Origin of the sequence: Desertivirga xinjiangensis (assembly GCF_024436435.1) — a bacterium.
GTDB classification, from domain to species: Bacteria; Bacteroidota; Bacteroidia; order Sphingobacteriales; family Sphingobacteriaceae; genus Desertivirga; species Desertivirga xinjiangensis.
This window is the reverse complement of sequence record NZ_JAFMZP010000002.1, coordinates 182677-200994: the sequence shown is the minus strand read 5'-3', so window position 1 is coordinate 200994 and position 18318 is coordinate 182677. Positions and strand designations below refer to the sequence as shown.

Sequence of the window (18318 nt, the reverse complement as noted above, 5' to 3'; positions counted from 1 at the left end):
TTTGTGGCCATGTAAGAACAGTTAAACTTTCACAAAAAAAATTATTATGGAAAGCCAATGGAACAACTGTAAGAACATTTTATGTATCCGGCCCGACAATATGGGCGATTTACTGATGAGCACGCCTGCAATCCGGGCACTGAAAGAGTTTACCGGAGCGAAGATCACTGTTCTCACTTCGGCTATGGCGGAAGGCATTGCCAGGCACATTCCAGAAATTGATGAGCTTATTGTTTGCAATCTTCCCTGGGTTAAACTGGCCAACACCCTGGGACCTGAACATTTTTTTGATATTATCAGGGAGATAAAAAGTAAAGAATTTGATGCGGCAGTTGTATTTTCGGTATACAGCCAAAATCCCTTGCCCGCCGTTATGCTGGCGTATCTTGCAGAGATCCCCTTACGTCTGGCCTATTGCAGGGAAAATCCCTATGATCTCCTCACGCACTGGGTTCCTGATAGAGAGCCGTATTCCGTTATTAAACACCAGGTAAAACGCGACCTGGACCTGGTGGCAACTGTGGGAGCCGTGCCTTCGAATGATAAACTATCACTGGAGGTATCAGCAAATGCAAGTATCACGGTGATGCTGGAGGAAGCCGGTGTAGATACCGCTTTGCCCTGGATCATTCTTCATGCCGGCGTAAGCGAGAAAAAGCGTGAGTACCCTTTTGATCTTTGGGTAGAAACCGCGCAAAGGCTGATCGAGGAGTTTGGATACCAGGTATTACTGACCGGCGGACCGGCGGAAAAAGAACTGACCGATCAGTTACAGCTGGCTATAGGAGAACGGTCATTTTCTATGGGAGGATACTTTTCTTTAATAGAACTGGTAGCATTGATTAACAAGGCTCCGCTCCTTATCTCGGTAAATACCGGCACGGTTCATATAGCAGCTGCAGTGAACACGCCGGTTATTGTTCTATATGCGCTTACTAATCCGCAACACTTTCCCTGGAAAGCTGTGGGAAAGGTGTTGCCGTATAGCATTCCTGAAGATCTGCACAGCAAAAACGAAGTGATACGCTATGTGAATCAGAAGTATTTCTCTTCGACTTTTAACATGGTATATCCTTTTGAAATTATTAACGCGGCCAAGGATATCTTAAACGACAGCCTTGATGAAATTCCGGAGATTCATGACGAGTGGCTTGCCGCTTCCTCAGATTAATTGGGTCGCGCCTGTCTGCTAAATAGAATCCATATTCATTTCTTCGTCATACTGAACTTGTTTCAGGACCTCTTGCCCAGGCATGTCCTTCATGATATCTCAAGAGGTGCCGAACCCTGAACTTGATTCAGGGTCGGCATGACAATGCGCATAATGACACCCTGCATAAATTGAAACCCATCCTTAAGAAGAAAGGCTGATTACTTTTCCATTTACCAAATCCCGAAGCCAGCCTGCTACCTTATCAAAATCCGGTTCCTGGGTCCAGTCAATAACGTAATGTAACTCCCTGTTGATTGGAGCCCAGCGTCCTGGTTCTCCATCCATGCTTATCACAATACTTTTTGTTTTGAAGGCAGACGCCATGTGCGATACCCCTGTGCAATTAGAAATAAGCGCATAAGCATTCTTAAGTAAGACTCCAACAGCCCCTAAGCTGGTTCTGCCTACAACCATAAGCGGCTCATTCTTCATGTGCGCTCTTACCGCCTCCGCTATGCTGAGTTCTTCTTTGGTACCTGTTATCACAGGAGTGAAGCCATGTTCGTAACAATGATCTGCAAGAGCAGCGAAATGCTCCACCGGCCATTGGCGCCATGCTCCCCTTGAACCAGGATGGATACAAATATAGCGCTGAGGTTCAAGAGGCAAATCCAGGTTATCAAATTCACCCTTATCACTTTCTGTTAAGGGGAACTCGAGGTAATTACCCTGGGATGGAATTCCCAGATGGTTCATTAAAAGCAAGTGTCTGTTGATTTCTGAGCCCTGATCGGGATATTCCAGGAAAAGTTCATTCTTCGGATAATAATGTCCTTCGATGTAAAAACCTGAAGTATATTTTGCCCCGAACAGCTCCACCATCGGATTTATTACAGAACCATTTCCCTGCATTTGCAAAGCAAGGTCAAAGTTTTCAGCTTGCACAGCAGCCAGAAAAGCTGTAAACTCAGCCGGATTTAAATCCTGCTCCGGAAGCCCCGGATAGCCCGGGAAGTGTATAAAACTGTCAAAATAATCAGGGAAGCGCTCTAATAATGATTTAGCCCAGGGCAAACTGCATAATGTGATCTCTGCTGCAGGATAAGCCCGTCGCAACGCTCTTACAGCCGGTATGGCACATAACATATCTCCTAGCTGAAGAGCCCTGAATATGATGATCTTTTTTATTTCTTCTGAAGGTAAACGCATAAATCAAATAAATAAGACACGGTACTTTAAAGAACCGTAAAACTGCCAGTAAACAGACAGGAACGGTATAAAAATAGAAGTTACTATCATCTCAGTTACATGGTCGAACCTTCTCGACGTAGCGCTGAGTCTTTTTATAGTAAACATTCCAACGAAAAACAACCAGGCCCAGAAACAAAGCTTGGCGAGCAATATTGATCCGGTAAGCAGACCTCCCAGCATACCGGCAAAAGTCAGAATTATTGCATAATAGTTCCATGGAGCTTTTGCTGCTATTTTAGATTGGTACAGCGAAGGATATTTTTTATAGAGCAATGCATTATACATTCCTTTCCTTTGCTCCCTGAGACTAACACCCCAGACTGCCGGCCTCACAGGATGAACTACCTCGGCTTCAATCTTCATAAGCGGTATATTGTGGATCAGGAACTTAAAATGTAGATCGCTATCCTCTCGCCAGGCTTGTTCAAAACGCTCATCAAACCCTCCTACCCGTATTAGAGCTTCCTTTGAACAGGCACAATTGGCCGTAATGAAATCCGCCCGTTCCAGATTGGCCGTATTCAGTTCATAATCGGTTGGCTTTTTTGAGATGGGAACTATAACCTTTCCTGAGTAAGCTATTTCTTTTTCCCCCTGGTAGCGGCTCCAGATTAGTTCAAGCCAGTTGGAGGCAGGCAGGCAATCATCGTCTGTAAAGGCTACCAACAGGCCACTGGCTTTAAGCCAGCCGAGATTTCTTGCAGCAGCGGGGCCTTTCTTTTTTTCCAGATGAAGGTAAATAATGTCCCCTGTAAAACTGGAAATAAGTCGCTGGGTTTCTTCATCCGGACCGTCGCTCACCACGATCACTTCATAGTCGCTATCCTTAAATGTTTGAGCATTTAAGGATAACAAGCATTTTTTCAATAGCTCAACGCGTTTAAAAGTTGGAATGACAACAGAAATCTTTTTTTCCATGATTACTTCTCTATCAAGAAGGAACCGATTACTAAAGCATCGAAGGGTGAGGTCCAGAAGCATTCGATCGCATCACGCGGAGAGCAAACGATAGGTTTCCCAAGCGTGTTAAAGGATGTGTTTACGAGAACAGGCACACCCGTTTTTGCTTTGAAGGCTTTTAACAAATCGTAATACCTGGGATGTTGATCCTTATTTACAGTTTGTATCCGGGCGGTTCCGTCGGTATGCCTTACGGCAGGAATCAAATGGGCCTTTTCCGGTTTCACATCATAAATAAACAGCATGTAAGGTGAATATTTTGCATTTTCAAACCACTCAGGAGCATCTTCTTCTAAAACCACCGGCGCCACCGGACGGAAGTCTTCACGATCTTTCACTTCGTTAAGGCGCGACTGCATTTCATCACTTATTGGGGAAGCTAAAATAGAACGGCTTCCCAGTGCCCTGGGGCCATATTCCATCCTGCCCTGGTACCAGCCTATAATCTTATTTTGAGATAGTATTTCTGCTGTTTCCTCGGCAATATTTTGCAGACGTTTGTACGGAACTTTAGCCCAGCCCAGAAACTTTTCAATTTCACCATCAGAGTAATCGGGTCCCCAGTAGGCATGTTCCATTTCAAAATCTTTAACCTGGCTGTTCCGCTCGCGTGCATCCACCCATTCTGCAGCGCCAAGGGCGGTTCCCGAATCGCCTGCCGCTGGTTGCACCCACACATTTTTAAAGGGACTCCGGTCTCTTATACGAGCGTTTAAGACGCAATTAAGAGCTACGCCGCCTGCCATACAAAGGTTTTCCTGCTTCGTTTCCCCATGCAGCCTGTTTACCAACTCCAATACACTTTCTTCCAGAACTAACTGCAGGGAGTGTGCTATATTAAAATGATGTGCTGTAAATTCCTCATGTCTTAGCCGGGCAGGGCCAAAGCGCTCCTCAAAACGCTGGCTGCCAATAGAGTATTGCAATCCAGGACCGATATTGATCATTTCGCGAAAATCATTAACAAATTCGGGCTTTCCATAGGAGGCGAGTGCCATCACTTTATATTCGTCGGATGAATGCAGGAAGCCCAGGTGCGATGTAACCTGTTCATACAGCAGCCCCAGGGAATGTGGCATATTAACCTGATCAATCCTCTCGATATTGTTATTTCTTCCGATATTGTAAGTGGTAGTTGCTTTTTCTCCCCGACCATCAAGCGTTAATACAGCAGCCTCAGTAAAAGGCGAGGGAAAATAAGCGCTTGCTGCATGCGAAAGGTGATGTTCAACAAAGTGCCATTTGAAATCATTTACAGAAGCCCCTTTGAACCTCAACTGAAGGTGATGAGGATAACCATCCACCAGTTGTCGCGGTGCGTTTACAATAGAAGACAGGAACAACGGGTCCCAGGGATTAAGCCAATACTTTGAAAGTTCAGAATCCTCTTCCAATGGAATTTCGATAGAGGCGTTTCCAGAGTATTTTTCACCCAGCAGCAAATGGGGATCAAAAGAATATGCCACATGATCAACATCGCTGAGATGTATTCCCGCCACTTTAAGGCAATAGTCGATAGCGTGAAAAGGTAGTTCCCAGGTCGAAAAAGGCACTGGCCTTTTTCCATGTTTAATGTGAGTAAAACGTTCGTCTTCTGCGGCGGCAAGCAAAATGCCGTCTTTTATAATACATGCAGCGGAATCGTGAAATGCTGCATTTATACCAAGTGTATACATGAAATTCAGTTAAAGGGTCGATGTCTATTTACCTGCTTATAACCGATGAGACTAATAAATGGTTTCCTCAATTAAACATTCACAAAAAAACCCGGAACGAGAGAGTTCCGGGTTTGAGAAAAATAGGTCGGGAAATAAAACACTTTAGAGATGCTTTCGAGGCGGATGCTCTCCCTTCGACGTATCATGAGACAAAACCTCATTATATTTTTCCAGAAGATATATGTATTTATTCTTCCAGTAGCTCACGGTTTTAGATTCCAGAGCCTTATCGGGAACTACCATATCGTCTGGGCCTCCCATTTTTGTTTGTTCTTCTTTGATAACTTTTGGCAGCTCGATTGAAAAGTCGTACGCCAACACAGTACATATCCTGTGTAAAATATAAGGCCGGATTGATTTCTGCTTGAACCAGTTGTATACTGAACGCCTGTTTACGTGCATTTTTCTTGCGACTTCACTAATACTTAACTGGTTTACACGAATTAATTCTTCAATCAATTCCCCTACGTGCATATCTGAATTCATCTTTTAGACATAAATTAAATGTTCATTATTTGAGTTAATAATGGCCAAAAGATGATTCAAAAAGTGTTTTATGCTTTTTAAGTGGCTATCTGAAGGCCAGTTCTTTGAAAAGATTTGCGTATTAATGATACACTTCTGCTACAGAATCAAGTTCCTCAAACCGGGAGTTATTGCTTCTGTATTCCGGGATGATTTCTTTCATCTTCCTTACCACTTCAACTTCGTTTCCAGCCTCGTTTAAGCTCAATAGGTCGTGGATCTTTTCCTGAATAAAAATGAATGGATACACAATTACACTGGAGATCTTGATTTTGTGATGATGAGTAGGGATATTAAATTCTTCCTTATTTAAGAGTTCTTCGTATAACTTTTCTCCCGGCCTTAGTCCCGTATATTCCAGATGGATATCCTTATCGGGTACTAAACCCGCAAGCTTTATCATATTACGGGCCAGATCGGCAATGCGGATTGGTTTTCCCATGTCAAAGATAAAAATTTCACCTCCCTGCCCCATGGCCCCGGCTTCCAGTACCAGCTGAACTGATTCAGGAATGGTCATAAAGTAACGCGTAATATCAGGATGAGTAACAGTTACTGGCCCTCCCCGTTCGATCTGGGCTTTGAAACGAGGAATTACCGATCCGTTTGAGCCCAGGACATTCCCAAAACGAGTGGTGATGAAACGGGTATGTGTATTTCTGTTCTCTGGCATATAAAAACCCGAATCTTCAAGCAATTTTTCGTGCGAAGTCTTGTTAAACGAACTGTTTAAGGACTGTATATACATCTCTGCCAGACGCTTTGACGCCCCCATTACATTGGTTGGGTTTACCGCTTTATCAGTAGAGATCATAATGAACTTTTCTACTAAAAACTCCATTGACAGATCTGCGATATTTTTCGTACCCATAACGTTCGATAAGATCGCTTCCCTCGGGTTGTTCTCCATCATGGGGACATGTTTGTAAGCTGCAGCATGAAACACTATTTGAGGTTGATAAGCTGTAAAAATGCTGCGCATGCTTGTCAGGTTCTGGATATTGGCAATACATACCTTAACCTTAGCTGCCATCTGATTATCTTCCAGTTCAAGCTGCAGTTCATGCAAAGGGCTTTCCGCCTGATCGCATAAGATTATAAGCCTGGGATTATAGCTTAACACCTGTCTGACTATTTCGGACCCTATTGAACCGGCGGCACCGGTAACAAGTACTGTTTTCCCCGAAAGCTGTTTAATAATATTCTGTTTTATCAGAACTATTGGCTCCCTCTGCAGGAGGTCTTCAATTTTCAGATCTTTAATCTGATTAACACTAAGCTGACCGTTTAACCATTTATCGGCCGGAGGAACGGTCAATACCTTAATTCCAAGTTCTATACATTCTTCTACAGCCTGTTTCTGACCGTGTTTACTCAGGCTGTTACTCATCACGATGAGTTCGTTAACTTTATGTTTTTCCTTCAGGGCGGCAATCGCATAGAAGTTATATACCTGTTTCTGTTCAATTTCTTTCCCAACCTTATCTATATCACTATCCACAAAACCCACAACCTTATACTTGATCTGTGGATGGTTTTCCAGTGCCTGTTTAAGCAATACCGATGACCGGCCCGAGCCATATATCAGGATCGTTTTGAACTCCTGTTTTTCTTCACTCTTTAAGACGTTAAAAATATTCTTTACCCCAAGGCGCAACATGACCAGTACCGTTGAAGATAAAAAAAAGTTTAGTATGACGGCCTCCATTAATTGGGGCCATACAATATGGATGTTTGCTTTAACCACCAACTGTACCAGGATCCAATAAATAACATTACAGGTTAATACAGCAGAAAAGATGCGCAGTATATCTTCCGTATTCGAATACCGGATTATACCGTTGTGAACCCTTTTCGTCATAAAAACACTGATCGAGACGGCGGAAAACAATCCGAGATAGGGTAAAAAATTCGCAGGGAACATATCGGTGTATGTTACCCGGCTTGTCATTAAAAAGGACATAGAAAAAGCCCAGCAAACTATTACCTGGTCTATCAATAAAATAAGCCAGCGGGAATGCACTTTTTCGCGGAGTAGTGTTTTTTTCATGGTAGATGAAATTATGGAGCGTTTCTGAATAGATGTTTTGAGATAGCTTTATTATGGTAAAAAACGGCGCATCAATTAATCGGATGTCTGCTTTGACCGGTAAAGCGGAAAAAAATCAGAGCTTTTGTTACTGATCCCATTTTGGGCGACAAGCGAGTCGTAGGCAGATTCGTTTGCAACATACCCCCAGCTGTTATAGCTTAAGAACAGATCAGAAAAACTAGCCTTCCATGCAAAGAGTGAATCTTCCTTGAAGCCCAATCCGCCTCCCAAATGGCAATATTTCATGCCGGCGTTCCGGGCCATTACGCTTATTTCGTCAACTAAAAGCTTGGCTGGCGAGTCCGCCAGATATTCAGTCTTAGTAGCAATGAGATGCACCTGCACTATTCCATTGGTGCAGGTTATGATAGCACCGGCGATGGCTCTATCACCATCGTATACAAGCATCAACTTGCAATCAAAATCACCAGCCTTAAGCAGATCTGAGAAATATTGAAAGCTAAAGAGATAGCTGCTTGCTGCATTTATTCTCTTCATATTTTCGAGGTAGATCTCTCTGAAAACCAGCATCTCATTTAAGCCCCGGGCTTCTTTTATCTGGTATCCTTTACGCCTCGTTTTCCTGATATAGTATTTAACGTTCTTATTATACTTCTCTCTTTGCTCTTCGAGGGGTACAGAGAGGTCGATGGCGACAGTTTTTCCTTTGATGCATACCCCGCCAAATTTCTCCATTAGTTTTTCCTGGTATAGAAAAGGATGAAGCCTGGTGAATACAGAAATATATTTGCGGTTCCGGAGATGATCAGAAAAGGAACCTTTAAAATTTTCCAGGAAGGTTTCATCCAGATCATCAAACTTTTTATTTGAAAACGGACCAGCGTACCCATATACAGAGGTTAGGTCGAACAGGTTTGAATTTGGAATTGCACGCCTGAGTAAAGGAAAGGCGATAAAATCGTCACCTTCCTGGTAAACAAAAAGCATCGGCTCACCACTTTTATCCAAAGAATGATAATCCCAGGTATGGTAGAAATCATAATGTGCAGACCTGCGCACATACCCTTTCCATTCTTCTTTTTGATCAATAGTAATTTCAAAAATCATAGGTAGATATTAGATCTTAGGTTAATTGACTGAATTGATAATACTTTTACTTGCCTCACTCCTATACAGTGGGAAAAAATCTATATTGTCGTTAAGGTCTATCCCTTTTTCTTCAACCAGTGAATTATAGGCAGCCTGGTCGACCACATAACGCCAGCTATTGTAGTTTAAAAAGAGGTTTGAGAAACCGCTTTTCCATTTGAATAATGAATCGTCCTTAAATCCCAAACCACCTCCCAGGTGATAGTATTTCATGCCCAGTTTACGGCCAATTACGCTGATCTCATCAACCAGTAATTTAGTTGGCGATTCTTTTAAATACTCCGTTCGGGTGCCAATCAGATGCCCTTCAACAATGTCGCTGGTGCAAGTGATGATCGTTCCGCAGATCGGTAAGTTTCCGGCATAAACAATCAATAGCCGGCTGTCGAATTCGGTTGACTGTAAAAGGTCAATAAAATACTGCTCGTTAAACAGATAATAATCGGTAGCCCCTATACGCTTCATATTTTCGGTATAGATGTCTATGAAGACCCGTATGTCTTCTATTGTTTTGCTCTCTTTTATGTGGTAACCCTTTCTCCAAAGTTGTTTAATGGAAGCATATACAGTTTCCCTGTATTTTGAACGCTGCACTTCGATCGGAACAGTAAGATCAATAGCCACGGTACGGCCGTTTTCAAACACTCCGCCAAACTTGTCGATAAGCGACTGTTGTTTCATAAATGGATGAAGGCGTGAAAACACGGAGACTATACGTCCATTCTTGAGGAAGCTAAGAAACTCCCTTTTGAAGTTCTCCATCAGGTCATCATCCATATTTTCAAAGCCTGGATTAGAAACAGGCCCAGGGTATCCGTATACTGACGTAAGATCAGAGTATTGCGAGTTGTCAATTTTTCTTTTTATCATTGGAAAAGCAATAAATTTCTCTGCTTCTTCGTAAACGAAAAGTATTGGATCACCGCTAGTATCGAGAGAATGATAATGCCAGGTATGGTAAAAATCATGCTCAGCAGATCTCCGGATATAGCTTACCCATTCTTGCTTTTGATGAATCGTGATTATTTGTGTCATAAATTTTATGTAGGAGATTTATTGATGCAGGTTTAACCTCAAAAATTTCGAGCATTTTGTTAAACCCGATGTATACACTGGCGACGACCCGCGAAAGTTTAAATCCGAGAATAGATATGGGATAGTACTTTTTTATACATTTTCCGGGTCAGCACCATTTCAAAAAAGATCTCGCCTTCACCCATCTGTTGAAAATGCATTTTACGATAGATCTCTATCGCGGCATGGTTTTCCTTGTTGACACTAAGGGTAACACTGTCTAACATCAGATTTTCGAAAGCATGTTGCAGAGTAAGAGCAGTCGCTTGTTTTCCAATACCTTTACCCCAATACTGCTGGTCGCCAATAAAAATATGGAACTGGGCATTTTTATTCTTTACCTGGATTAGCTGCACATTGCCGATGTACTGACCCGTAGTCTTCAGGCAAATGGCAAATCTATATTCATCGTCGCGTGCCAGACAGGCTGCAAGCCATTCCCTTTCTATTTCGGGAGTGATAACTTTGTCGGGCCTTGCACCTGTGTATTTCCAGACTTCCGGATTATTTCGCCATTGATACGAAACTTCTGAATCGCATAGAACCAGCGGCCGTATATAAACTGCGTATTTCATAGTAATTGATTAAGGACATTTACAATACGTGTCATGTGATCGAGATTATAGCGGTGATCAATTGGCAGAGCTATGATATTGTCTGCAAGCTGATACTCCAGCATTTCAGGGCTGGTCCATTCAAGGACATTTGGCCAATAAGTAGCCACAAAGATTTTATTTTCTATTAGTTGCTTCTTTAACCCAGGCTTTGCTATCAGCAGTGGATAAACTAAAGGCGATAAGTTGTCGCGAACATCAATAGGAAGCTCATTATAATCTGCCAAAAAATAGTGGAGAAAATGGAAATTAGCATGGCGTTTAAGCTTACATTCGTCATAATCTATTCCGGACAATATTTTCCTGGTTAAAGGAGACATTTGCCTTATCGGTGCATAGCATAACACGTTGTTATTAGCTATATAGTCGCCATAGCCATCCTCTATACCCAGATCAATACTTTTAATCAAATGTGAAAACCTGCCGGCGGAAAAATCGTCCTGAATGTCTAATCTTTTGTTGCTATTGAGTTGCAAATAAGCGCCATCCGGAACACCGAAAAACTTCCTGCAGGAATAAAAAGTATCAATTCCTTGCAGTGGCTCAGAAAAGAATGCTTGAGAATTGTCTATGATTAGGTTCCTTACCATTTCAGAAAGCCGCCGGACCGTTTCTTGCTTGATACCGAAATAGTTGGTATACACGAGGCATTCGGCGGGACCGATATCAAAGTCCAGGACTGGATCAAGATGGCGGTCAACATGATAATACTTAAGTTCAAGACCGAGCTTTTTAACCGGCTCAAGCATTACTTCGCAAGTAAAATAGGGAAGATAAATTCCTGTATATCCTTTAATGCTAAGAATGTACTCCAGAGAGTTGCGTCCTGTATTCAATTTTAACAGCGAGGGATAATATTCATTTCCGGCAGGCAATTGCAATTCAATATATCCGCCAATAGGAAGAGCGTTGGATACTAACATATAAAAGGTTGTTAAGAAAAGGGAGAATACGATGGGAGATTCCTTACCCTTCAAGAACTTGTAACATCTGAGCGTTCACTTTATGAACATCAAATCTTTCTTCGGCATATTTTCTACCATTTAAGCCGAACTGGATAATATCGACTTTATTTGTGATGAAATGTTCCATCTTCGATGCCAGGGCTCTGGCATCCTTAACTGGCACGAGATAACCATTGATATCGTTTAAAGAAGGATTTACTGTTTCTTTGCAGCCTACCGAATCGCTGGTAATTATTGCCCTGCCCATAGCCATTGCTTCGAGAACGCAACGCGGTATACCTTCACCATAATACGAGGGAAGCACCACTACAGAGGATTCCTGAATATAGGGTCTGATATCAGTGACAGGTTCTACGTATTCAACTACCTCGCCCGACTTTAATTGTGAGTAGAGCTCTTTACTAATTGCATCAATATTGTCGTCATAATGCCCAATCAATGTAAAACGAACTTGTGGGTATTTTCCTTTAAGCTGTTTTGCCGCCTCGCAAAATTCGTTAACTCCTTTGGCATTGATTAATCGGGAAACCATCAGGAAATTGATGCAGGAGGTATTAGGCTTGACATATCTATAGTGACTGAGGTCCACCCCCGAACCGTTTACAATAAACGCTTTGTTCCTGGCATTGATTATCTTAGAATTTAACAGAGTATCATAGTCATCTTTGTTCTGAAGGATAACTTTTATCCGGTTTTTGGTAGTGAGGCTAGCCTTCAATAATTGCCGGGTGATACTTTTTATAAGGTATTTTTTTGACCCTGTATTTAAAAAATTATAACCCAGACCGGTAAGCATGGGGGTGATGCTTTTAACTTTACACATTTTGGCAACCATCGAACCGTAGATCACTGGTTTAAAAGCATAAGGAAAAAAAACATCAGGCTTATTAACCTTTATCGTACGGTACAAATTCGTAATATATTTAAGGTCTGACCAAATGGAAACGTTACTGCTGTTGAGATCGTTTTCATAAATGCCTACCCCCAAACTCTTTAGCTTATCCCGGATATGGGCATGAGTAATGGTTGGCGTAAACACTGCTACGTCGTTATTAATTAGCAGAGCTTCAATTAATTTTCCGCGAAAGTCCAGCAAAGACCGGGATGAATCGCACGCGATGAGTACTTTCCTTTTTTTAGGTTCCATGGTAGATAGGGGAATATCGGTGAATAATTGCCGAACTATGAATAGTTAAACTTTTCCTGTAGAAGATAGCTTACCGAGCATCGGGCAACATATTGCATTATAATTCACACGTCAGTTGCCATGTTTAGAAATGAATTTTACTAATGTGGAGGCAACCTGCCCGTGGGCTGAAGTCATTGTTTGACGCTAACTAGAATACATATTAGCAGTGTTATCTTCCACTAGTATCCAGCGTCAATATTTGCTTTATCTGGCAAGGTGGCTGAAGGGGCGACGCTTCAAGGTTTATGCATTGAAAATTAAAGCGTTCAAAAGAAAAAAACAAATACACAAGTCGTTAATCCACCCACAAGGATGACTTAATGGCTTATGTATTTGCTAATTGAATATGTTCTATTATGCGTTTTTATTTTGGACCTACGCCGTTCATTACTACGGAAGGTACGTTAGCTGCCGCAATAACTTCTGAAGTATAGCTATATGGAGGCAACCAGGTAGATGAAGAAGAAGTGATCCTGTTTGCTCCGCAACTTTTGAATATGTTTGTGCTTGCACCACTTACATAACCAGCTGTGCCACCTACATCTGTTTTAAGAGGAGCATTGGTTCCTTCAAAGTAATTGTTGTCGGTACGAACTGTTCCTCCCATGGCAACTGCTACACCGTATCCACTTCCATTTTTGATATAGTTATTGAATACATGGACATTACCAAACCTAATTCGTGGCTGTCTTTCTGCAATGTTATATAGGTAGTTCTTATACAGCGTTACACGTAAATGACCACGATCCGAAGTTGTTCCGTCTCCGCCGCCGATTAATATCGCCTTGTTGGTATCATGCAGCTTGTTCCAGGATACTGTTATATAATCTGATCCTTTTGTGATATCTATCAAGCCATCGTAATAATCCCAATTGCTCATTTTGCTGGCCGACATTTCACAATGATCTATCCAGATGTGGTGTGAATTCTTGATATTAACACAATCATTATCATCTGTCCCAGCCACTACATTCTGGATCTTCAAATTTTGAATTATTACATTCGATATATTAAAAATCTTAAATCCTACTCCATTCATTACGGCACCTTTAAGTCCAACAATGGTTTTGTTTGATTTAAGGGTTACGCTTCCTGTTCCGGTGATCGTACCAGATATTTGGATGATCATTGGGGAAGAAGAAGATGCTGCACTCTTTAGAGCCGACAGGCTGGTTACCGTTACTGTTTGACCGCCCTGACCTCCCGTGGTTTTTCCATCAACATTGGCATATCCTATAATACCAGTGCTAGGTGTTGGTGTCGGAGTCGGTGCAGGCGTTGGTGTTGTAGGAATTGACACGGAACTACCTGCTCCTGCACTTCCAATGGTATAAGTATATTTACGCCCGTTTGTACGTGGGTTTGTATTATCAGAAGCTGAAAAATACAACTCATTTCCCCAATGACTGAATCTTCCTTTACCAAGATTCTTTATATCCGCATGCGACGAGTGTGCCGGGCCCAACTCTTTACCATTCTCATAAATCTTGAGGATAGATTGAGTTGGTTTCGAAGAGTTGTCTCCGGGAGTGCTGAAATTCTTGTATACGACATAAGAATTTCCGCTTTTTAATGATACACTGTTAACGTCTATGGCGATAATAGCCGGTGACGTCGGTACTGCTGAGATGGTGCTAGCAGGTAAGGTCTCTAGATTAAAATCATTGTCTGACTCTTTCTGGCACTGACTAAATAAAAAGATAGTGGATAATAATAAGCTCATTGGTAGCCTACCTCTAAAATTAACTTTGCTCTTCATACTGTTTTAAAAATTTATACCCTTGTAACGGCCCTTTTACAATAAAGGATACGCGGGTACACAGTTGGAAAGCTCGGTAAATTTATATAATCAAATTAACAATGCTTTATGCGATTTAACTTACAAACAAATGCACAAACTATAAATCAACCGGATTAACTGCAATAAGCAATTTCACTTAAAATAATTCTTCCGGTGTGGTAAGCAGAGCGATAAATTAATTTAGATTTATGGTAACATAATCAAAGGTATTTTAGATATCGTAAAATAAGTTCACAGATTTTCTTAAAAATTTCACTATACAGAAAAGCTATTGTCACAAGAAGATCATTAAACTATCATAAGAACATCATCTTCTAAATCTTTAAATCTATTGTTATTTTTTTCTACATAAACCCAGCATTTTTTGGAACGATTTTTTGGGGTTAAAGTGGATTGAAAACTAGTCAAATTTTAACTCCCTTTAACACTTGTTATAAACGCATAAATAAGGGCTAGTACTAGCCCTTATTTATGCGTTAGATATTTGATGAATGTTGAAAGCCCGATTTTTTTATTTTGGACCTACACCATTCATTATTACTGAAGGTACGTTAGCTGCCGCAATAACTTCTGAATTATAACTGTATGGAGGCAACCAGGTAGATGCAGAAGAAGTGATTCGGTTTGCTCCACAACTTTTGAATATGTTTGTGCTTGCACCACTTACATAACCAGCTGTGCCACCTACATCTGTTTTAAGAGGCGCATTGGTTCCTTCAAAGTAATTGTTGTCGGTACGAACTGTTCCTCCCATGGCAACTGCTACACCGTATCCACTTCCATTTTTAATATAGTTATTGAATACATGGACATTACCAAACCTGATTCGTGGCTGTCTTTCTGCAATGTTATATAAGTAGTTCTTATACAGAGTTACACGTAGATGACCACGATCCGAAGTTGTTCCGTCTCCGCCGCCGATTAATATCGCCTTGTTGGTATCATGCAGCTTGTTCCAGGATACTGTTATATAATCTGATCCTTTTGTGATATCTATCAAGCCATCGTAATAATCCCAATTGCTCATTTTGCTAGCCGACATTTCACAATGATCTATCCAGATGTGGTGTGAATTCTTGATATTAACACAATCATTATCATCTGTCCCAGCCACTACATTCTGGATCTTCAAATTTTGAATTATTACATTCGATATATTAAAAATCTTAAATCCTACTCCATTCATTACGGCACCTTTAAGTCCAACAATGGTTTTGTTTGATTTAAGTGTTACGCTTCCTGTTCCGGTGATCGTACCAGATATCTGGATGATCATTGGGGAAGAAGAAGATGCTGCACTCTTTAGAGCCGACAGGCTGGTTACTGTTACTGTTTGACCGCCCTGACCTCCCGTGGTTTTCCCATCAACATTGGCATATCCTATAATACCAGTGCTAGGTGTTGGTGTCGGAGTCGGTACAGGCGTTGGTGTAGGTATAGGTGTCGGAGTACCAGTTGCACTTCCAATAGTATAAGTATACTTACGTCCGTTTGTATGTGGGTTTGTATTATCAGATGCTGAAAAATACAGCTCATTTCCCCAGTGACTAAACCTTCCCTTACCCAGGTTTTTTACATCCCTATGCAAAGAGTGTGCTGGGCCCAACTCTTTACCATTCTCATAAATCTTGAGGATAGACTGGGTTCTCTTTGATTCGCTATCGCCTGGAGTTTTAAAATCCTCATAAATTACATAAGAATACCCTCCCATTGACGACGCATCAGAAACGTTTAGCGAGAGTGGTTGGCTTGGCGTAGGTGCAGGAGTCGGTGTAGGTGTAGGTGTAGGTTCACTTGCTATACTTCCGACACTATAGGTGTACTTACGACCGTTTGTACGTGGGTTTGTATTATCAGACGCTGAAAAATACAGTTCATTTCCCCAATGACTAAACCTTCCTTTACCGGAAATTTTTACGTCCCGGTGCAAAGAATGTGCTGGGCCCAACTCTTTACCATTCTCATAGATCTTGAGGATAGACTGAGTTTTCTTTGCATCAGTATCTCCAGGAGTTTTAAAATCCTTATAGATCACATAAGAATATCCTCCTTTTGATGACGCTGCAGCAACATCTAGTGAAAATGTTTGCGAACTTACTGCCGAAATGGAATTTACTGTTACCTCCGGAACCAAGTCATTTTGCTCTTTCTGACATTGGCTGAATAAGATAACTGTTGAAAATAGCAGACCTTTTGCTAATCCGTTTTTAAGCTTTAATGTTCTCTTCATACTGTTTTAAAAATTTACACCCCTGTAACGCATTTCACAGCGAATAGGATACGGGGTGAATCAGTATGAAAGAACGATTAATTTGCGTATTAAGCCAGGTATCTCATTCCAAAAAAAATTACGCTTAGACAAAAAAGATATATTTTAAACTTTCGACAGACGCCATCTATTATCACTTTAAGAAATAAGCTACTTTACAAAAGAAAACCCTTCGATTAATATTGAGTTTTTTATTTCCAGAATTTTTTTGAAGATTTCAGTGCATTAAACTAAAAGCGTAAAAAAATTTCTCACGTTTGGCACAATTCAAACTCTCTTGGATACGGAAAATGCCATCAAGATGTCACAAAAACGCTATATGATTGTCACATTTGATCACCACAATCTCATTCTTGGAAAAGTGTTGTGAATTTGGAACGATTTTATTTTAAATAAAAACCGAAAAGTGAGCGGTAAAACAGTCAAGTTTTCCTCAGTAGAGGACACTAGCGAGTCACTGGTAATTCGTTAAGTATTGGTATGTTGATTTCTCTAAGTTTAGTCTCGATTTCGTCGAAATTGTAGAAGTCTTTATACCATTTTACGAAACTTTTAATTCCCTCTTTTACAGAGACTTTAGGTTGATAACCAAGCGATTTGAGATCACTTATATCTGCCCAGGTTTTTGATACGTCACCATCTTGCATCGTAAGAAACTTCTTTTTAGCTATAATACCGAGGTTTTTCTCTATTTCCGTAATAAAGTCCATAAGCCTGACGGGCTCTCCACGACCGATATTGTATATACGATAAGGACTATTTGAGGACGACGGATCAGGGGCCGCAGCGTTCCAATCTTCATTTCTTTGTGCCGGATTATCAATTACTTTCACTATTCCATCAATAATATCATCGATATAAGTAAAATCACGCTTCATGTCTCCCCCGTTAAATACTTCTATTGGTTTGTCATCTAACATAGCCTTCGTAAACAGAAACATCGCCATGTCAGGCCTGCCCCACGGTCCGTAGACTGTGAAAAATCTGAGGGCAGTGGTTGGTAAATTAAAAAGATGACTATAGGAATGAGCCATAAGCTCATTGCTTTTTTTGGAAGCAGCGTATAATGATATCGGATGGTCGACATTATCATTGGCCGAGAAAGGCATTTTTGAGTTCAATCCATATACACTTGATGAACTTGCATAAAGTAGATGTTTAATGTGATGATGACGGGCACATTCCAGGAGATTGATGAAACCATTGATGTTTGATTCAATATACGACCGTGGATTAACCAGGCTGTATCTTACGCCAGCCTGAGCTGCCAGATTACAAACCGAGTCGAAATTATGCATTTTAAAAAGGTCATCCAGTGCTTCGGCATCTGTTAAATCCAACTTCACGAACTGGTAGTTTGGGTATTCAACACTCCTTACAGTCTGACCATAAACTATTTTATTTTTGAGTATGCCTGTTTCGCGCAATCTGGCATACTTTAGATTTACATCATAGTAATCATTAATGTTGTCAATGCCCACAACTTCATCTCCCCGTTCCAACAATTGCTTTACTAAATGAAAACCAATAAAACCTGCGCTTCCGGTTACTAATACTTTCATAAGATAGATGTTATAAGTTAATTATTAATCAGTTT

14 protein-coding genes are annotated in these 18318 nt (G+C 41.1%); 1 reads left to right on the top strand and 13 read right to left on the bottom strand.

Annotated elements, in window-relative coordinates; genetic code table 11:
* Window positions 1-46 precede the first annotated feature (46 nt).
* On the top strand, window positions 47-1171 hold the full coding sequence (locus J3P37_RS05690) for a glycosyltransferase family 9 protein (RefSeq protein WP_256010080.1): 1125 nt from the start codon (window positions 47-49) through the stop codon (window positions 1169-1171).
* Between the two features lie 183 nt (window positions 1172-1354).
* On the opposite strand, the gene J3P37_RS05685 is transcribed toward J3P37_RS05690, so the two are convergent.
* The 13 genes from J3P37_RS05685 to J3P37_RS05625 form a co-directional block, all read right to left on the bottom strand.
* The gene (locus J3P37_RS05685) at window positions 1355-2362 is read right to left on the bottom strand and encodes a glycosyltransferase family 9 protein (RefSeq protein WP_256010079.1); all 1008 of its coding nucleotides are present in this window, start codon (window positions 2360-2362) and stop codon (window positions 1355-1357) included.
* A 3-nt stretch (window positions 2363-2365) separates the two neighbouring features.
* Window positions 2366-3322, bottom strand: coding sequence for a glycosyltransferase family 2 protein (locus tag J3P37_RS05680; protein ID WP_256010078.1), 957 nt, complete (start codon window positions 3320-3322; stop codon window positions 2366-2368).
* 2 nt (window positions 3323-3324) lie between these two features.
* Window positions 3325-5040 carry a carbamoyltransferase family protein gene (locus J3P37_RS05675; protein ID WP_256010077.1) on the bottom strand — a complete coding sequence of 572 codons (1716 nt, stop codon included), beginning with the start codon at window positions 5038-5040 and terminating at the stop codon, window positions 3325-3327.
* Window positions 5041-5184: 144 nt separating this feature from the next.
* Window positions 5185-5568, bottom strand: a complete 384-nt coding sequence (locus J3P37_RS05670) for a helix-turn-helix domain-containing protein (protein WP_256010076.1) — start codon at window positions 5566-5568, stop codon at window positions 5185-5187.
* A 121-nt stretch (window positions 5569-5689) separates the two neighbouring features.
* Window positions 5690-7657 carry a polysaccharide biosynthesis protein gene (locus J3P37_RS05665; RefSeq protein WP_256010075.1) on the bottom strand — a complete coding sequence of 656 codons (1968 nt, stop codon included), beginning with the start codon at window positions 7655-7657 and terminating at the stop codon, window positions 5690-5692.
* 75 nt (window positions 7658-7732) lie between these two features.
* On the bottom strand, window positions 7733-8767 hold the full coding sequence (locus J3P37_RS05660) for a GNAT family N-acetyltransferase (RefSeq protein ID WP_256010073.1): 1035 nt from the start codon (window positions 8765-8767) through the stop codon (window positions 7733-7735).
* Between the two features lie 21 nt (window positions 8768-8788).
* The gene (locus J3P37_RS05655) at window positions 8789-9844 is read right to left on the bottom strand and encodes a GNAT family N-acetyltransferase (protein WP_256010072.1); all 1056 of its coding nucleotides are present in this window, start codon (window positions 9842-9844) and stop codon (window positions 8789-8791) included.
* A gap of 98 nt (window positions 9845-9942) precedes the next feature.
* Window positions 9943-10458: a GNAT family N-acetyltransferase gene (locus J3P37_RS05650; RefSeq protein WP_256010071.1), complete on the bottom strand. Its 516-nt coding sequence runs from the start codon at window positions 10456-10458 to the stop codon at window positions 9943-9945.
* Entirely contained in the window at window positions 10455-11420 is a 966-nt protein-coding gene (locus J3P37_RS05645; RefSeq protein ID WP_256010070.1) for a hypothetical protein, read from the bottom strand. The genes J3P37_RS05650 and J3P37_RS05645 overlap by 4 nt, the downstream gene beginning before the upstream one ends.
* A gap of 43 nt (window positions 11421-11463) precedes the next feature.
* Complete coding sequence (locus J3P37_RS05640) at window positions 11464-12609, bottom strand: glycosyltransferase family 4 protein (RefSeq protein WP_256010069.1); 1146 nt, start codon at window positions 12607-12609, stop codon at window positions 11464-11466.
* A gap of 406 nt (window positions 12610-13015) precedes the next feature.
* Window positions 13016-14374, bottom strand: coding sequence for a pectate lyase family protein (locus J3P37_RS05635; RefSeq protein WP_256010068.1), 1359 nt, complete (start codon window positions 14372-14374; stop codon window positions 13016-13018).
* A gap of 589 nt (window positions 14375-14963) precedes the next feature.
* The gene (locus J3P37_RS05630) at window positions 14964-16682 is read right to left on the bottom strand and encodes a pectate lyase family protein (RefSeq protein WP_256010066.1); all 1719 of its coding nucleotides are present in this window, start codon (window positions 16680-16682) and stop codon (window positions 14964-14966) included.
* Between the two features lie 485 nt (window positions 16683-17167).
* A complete protein-coding gene (locus J3P37_RS05625) occupies window positions 17168-18283 on the bottom strand; it encodes an NAD-dependent epimerase (RefSeq protein ID WP_256010065.1) in 1116 nt (371 codons plus the stop codon).
* Window positions 18284-18318 lie beyond the last annotated feature (35 nt).